This window comes from Streptomyces sp. sk2.1, from assembly GCF_008120935.1.
Taxonomy (GTDB): Bacteria; Actinomycetota; Actinomycetes; order Streptomycetales; family Streptomycetaceae; genus Streptomyces.
The window spans coordinates 1-4,073 of the sequence record NZ_RDBO01000285.1 but is presented as its reverse complement, the minus strand read 5'-3'; the positions used below and the strand labels follow the sequence as shown (position 1 = coordinate 4,073).

Genomic DNA, 4,073 nt, shown 5'->3' with positions numbered 1-4,073 from the left:
GCGGGTACCGCCGCCGTCCCCGCCGCCCCACGCCATCGACTCTGGGGCCGGCCGACGGCGGCCCCCAACCCGCCAGCGTCCCCCACCCGCTGCCGGGCCGTTCGCGCGATGGTCGACGACCTGACGGTGCGCCCGCGACCCCGTTCCGCTCGCCAGCACCCGCGCGCGCGGACCGAAGCGCCCATCCAGGTCGGCTGACCGCCGCAGACTCAGGGCCGACGACCTGCCAGCTCCCGCCCGGGCGAAGGACCGTCGGCCCGAGACGCTCCAGTAGGCTGCGCTGGTCATGGACACGCACGCCGAACCCGAGCAGACGCGGCCCGACACGATTGTCTCCGGTCCGCCGATCCGGCGGCTCTTCCGGGACGTCATCGCCGACCGCATGCCGGGCCGCAGGCCGCCCCAGGCGGTGATGCTGTTCGGTTCCAAGACCGACCCCTGCTGGGACGACCGGAGCTTTCTTACCGACTTCTACAACGAGATCCTGCACCAGGACACCTGCCAGCCCGCCACTGCCGACGGCCTCGCCCTGGTCGTGGCCCTCGCTCTCGACGAGCGGACTCCCGCCCGGCAGCGGTTCCAAGCCGTCGATCTGCTGTTCAGCGCTGCCACCGTTGCTGAGCGCCACCTCGCCGAGACCTGGCCGGCCACCCCGCAACATGCCGATCCCGACAGCGAGGCCCGGGCCCGCAGCGCGGTTCAGGCTCACGTTCCTCATCTGCTGGGCCGCTGGCCGGCCGAATGCCCTGCGGTTCGCCTCGCCCTCGCCGGCCTCGCCGTCGTCTTCCCGACGGACCGCACCCTGCCCGCCCTGACACCGCGGCTGCGGACCTTCACGCATCAGCACCCCCAGGGCACCGACATCGGCGACTACGTGCGGTTCGTCCTCGTCCTGGCCGCCCAGGACGGCGACCGGATCCTCGCGGCGACAGAGAACCTCACCGACGCCCACTGGACGGGAACAGCGCGCGGAGTGCCGATACGGGCACGAGCCCTCCACGTCCTCGGCCAGATGCTGACCAAGGTCGGAACCGGACTCACCCGAGTACCTGCCGGGCCGTGACGCACCGCGCGTCGCTCGCGCTGCTATTTCTCGGTTCTGGCTCACATTCCGGGCTCTGTCGCCATTTTGGGGGTGGGCAGCTTCTTGATCATGGTGTGAGCAGGATGCGGCGTCGTAGGAGATCGAAGTTGGCGCGGCCGTACATCTGCCTCTTCAGCAGTTTGATCCTGGTGACGTTGCCTTCGACGGCCCCGGAGGTGTAGGTGGTGGTGAGGGCGGCCTGGATGGCTGCGTGGTCGCGTCGCATGCCGTTGGCCAGGGTGCGGAGTTCGCGTTGGCCGTCGAGGCGGACATCGGCGATCCAGACGTCGAGGGCCAGGTGCTCACTGCGGCGATCGCGCACCATGAGTGCCAAACGGCGGGCGTACTCGGCTGGCGTCTCCAGCGCTGGGTTCCGCTCGCACAGTTCCTTGAGCCCCTTTCGCTCGACGTCTGTGAGGTGCTCGGGCCGGCGCACGATCCAGTCGGTGACCCTGCGGACGGTCAGGTGCGGCGAGGGAGCGGTGGCTGGGATCGCACCGCTGCGGTAGGGCTTCAGGTGCCGGCGGACGGTGTTGACGTCGCCGCGGTAGCCCAGTCGCTGGATTTCACTGGTGAGCGCGGACGCGTTGGTGCAGCCTTCCATCCAGCGGTGGTGCAGGTGGAGACGGTAGTCGTCGATCAGGGTCGGCCGGTTGATGGCGGCGACGAGGAGTTCATCGACTTCAGCGGCGCGTGCGAAGCGGTTGACCGTGGCGCGGCTGAGGTGGAGGTCTCGTGCAATGGCACGCAGGCCGTCGCCGCGTTCGATGCGTTCGTGGATCTGTTGGTGGCGTTCACGGGTACGGCTGGCCAAGGGGCGCGGCCGTCCGTGGACGTCCAGCTCTGCGCGGCCTGAGACTTCCTGAGGCTGGTCGTCTTTGCTCCGGCCGTCGTGGGAACCGAGGCGTTCTCGCAGGTCAGTGCGGTGTCGGCCCACGACGCGCTCGACTGCTTCGGTCAGGTTGTGCAGCAGGTGCCAGGCGTCGGCTGCTTGCCGGGCTTGCGGAGCACCTGCTTGGGCCCCGTCGCGGAAGGAGCCGGCACGGTCGCGGCAGATGATCCGCACGTCAGGGTAATTCCGCAGCCAGGACGCGAAGGTGTTCGCGGCGCGATCGGCGAGAACGTCAACCGGGCGGTGGGTGGACATGTCGATGAGGATCGTCGCGCAGGTCCGGCCGCGTCGTACGGCGAACTCATCGACGCCGAGAATCGGGACTGGGACCGGGGGGCGGGAGCGGCAGGGCGTGGATCAGCCGGAGCAGAGTGTCCTTGCACGTGTTGATGGCCATTCGCTCGGACAGACGGGCTCCTGCCCGGCCACCCAGGAACAGGGCCATGTCGGTGAGCTGGGGGGTGAGAGCGTCCGTGCGGCGTGCGTGCCGACGCGTCAGGGCCGGTACCTGCTCGGCGAACGTCCGGCGGTCGCAATGACCGTTCCCGCACACAAGCCGGCGAGCCCGCAGGTCGACTCGTACATGTCGGCCTGCGACAGGACGATCCGCCGGAGTCCGCTGGTAGTAGCAGTGCATCCTTGAAGATCTGCGCCCGCATCCGGGGCGCGCGGCCGACGCGGCTCGTGACCGCACGACGAGCCGGACCTCCGCATCCGTGAGCACCACATGCTCGACCTGCGCCCTGACACCCGGCAGCAGAACGTCCGCGACCTGAACCCCACCCATCACACCCGATTGATGCCCAACTACCCCCAAAATAGCGACAGAGCCACATTCCATGGAGCAGTTACGGGGAGTCAGATCTCGCCGAGGAGCGCGCCGGGGCTGCCACGCCGGTTCCGAAGCCCGCGCAGCGGCGGTCACGGGCGAACCAGGAACACGACTCCTACGGCCAGGAGCGCGAGCCCGAAGACGGAGAGAAACCCACCAAAGATCCGCACGAACTGCCGCTGGAGCGGGGCGTAGCGGAGGAAGTCCATCCCTGGATGCTCGAATCCCAGTCGGTTGAAGGTCCGCAGGAGGCCGGGGTCGGCGTGGGCAGGGTTGAGGTATGTGTCCACGGTCCGCTGGGTGATACCGCGGTGGTTCGCCGCCAGCGCAAGTCCGACCAGTATCAGCCCGAGGCCCAGCAGCAGGGGGACCAGATACATCCATTCCTCCGGTGCATGGACTATTCGATAGGTGCACCGTACGCCGGGATGCAGGCAGACCGTCATGCCGGAGACTGTCAACTTGAGGTTCAGTTGATTGTCTGTCAGCCACCGACGAGGACGCGCGTCCACTCGCTGGCCAGACTTCCCGACAGGTCAGATCGCGCTCCAACCAACCGTCACTCACGGTGCGTGCTTCCGGGAAGGCGAGCCGATCCGGTACTCCGAGCCCGGCCAGGCCGCCCTACAGGTCCGGTGAAGTAGTACGACCATTCAGGTTGCATGGCCGGCCTAACGGCTTCTGCATCGCACAAGTGTCTGGAACATATGCATATGTTGCCAGCATGAGACTTGCACAGAGACACATCGTGGGCGTGGCGCTCACGGCCTCCGCCGCAGTGTTGTTCGCTACTGCGGCCCCAGTGTTCGCTGCCGGCATGCCAGGAGCGGAGCAAACAGGTTCGCAGACCTTCGCCTTCACCGGGGCTCCCCAGCAGTTCACCGTCCCTGCAGGAGTCTGCTCGCTGTCCGTCGCGGCGTACGGCGCAGCCGGAGGAACCGGTCAGTACGGGGTGCCGGGCGGCAGGGGAGCAGAGGTGTCCGCATCGCTGGATGTCATGGCCGGTCAGGTTCTCACCGTCGATGTTGTTGGTCTCCTGCCACACCTGGAAAACGGCACCCGGCAGTGGCTTCCCGTTCGTCCTGTCGGCCTTCTCGACAGTCAGCTGGCCGGTGGCGCAGGGCTTCCACTCAAAGGTAGCCAGGCCGTCGCCCTGGCGGGCGCCGGTGAGGAAGGCGGACCCTGCGGGGCCTGTGCTGGATCCTCCGCCTCCGCCGGCCCCGCTGTTGTGGCTGGTGGGAGACGCTGCGCCTCCGCCGCCTCCG

At 68.3% G+C, this 4,073-nt stretch carries 3 protein-coding genes and 1 pseudogene; 2 read left to right on the top strand and 2 right to left on the bottom strand.

What is annotated here, in order from left to right:
* The first annotated feature begins 286 nt into the window (after window positions 1–286).
* The gene (locus EAO76_RS43855) at window positions 287–1,063 is read left to right on the top strand and encodes a hypothetical protein (RefSeq protein ID WP_148841773.1); all 777 of its coding nucleotides are present in this window, start codon (window positions 287–289) and stop codon (window positions 1,061–1,063) included.
* A gap of 88 nt (window positions 1,064–1,151) precedes the next feature.
* On the opposite strand, the gene EAO76_RS43850 is transcribed toward EAO76_RS43855, so the two are convergent.
* The gene (locus EAO76_RS43850; protein WP_262376284.1) at window positions 1,152–2,294 is read right to left on the bottom strand and encodes a transposase; all 1,143 of its coding nucleotides are present in this window, start codon (window positions 2,292–2,294) and stop codon (window positions 1,152–1,154) included.
* Between the two features lie 603 nt (window positions 2,295–2,897).
* Window positions 2,898–3,188, bottom strand: a complete 291-nt coding sequence (locus tag EAO76_RS43845; protein ID WP_148841771.1) for a hypothetical protein — start codon at window positions 3,186–3,188, stop codon at window positions 2,898–2,900.
* A 344-nt stretch (window positions 3,189–3,532) separates the two neighbouring features.
* On the opposite strand from EAO76_RS43845, the pseudogene EAO76_RS45680 reads away from it, so the two are divergent.
* Window positions 3,533–4,073 (top strand): annotated as a pseudogene (locus EAO76_RS45680) (hypothetical protein); the annotation flags it as partial.

Excerpts from the sequence above, each read along its gene's own strand:
- EAO76_RS43855 (WP_148841773.1), top strand. The coding sequence starts at position 287 with ATGGACACGCACGCCGAACCCGAGCAGACGCGGCCCGACACGATTGTC.
- EAO76_RS43845 (WP_148841771.1), bottom strand. The coding sequence starts at position 3,188 with ATGTATCTGGTCCCCCTGCTGCTGGGCCTCGGGCTGATACTGGTCGGA.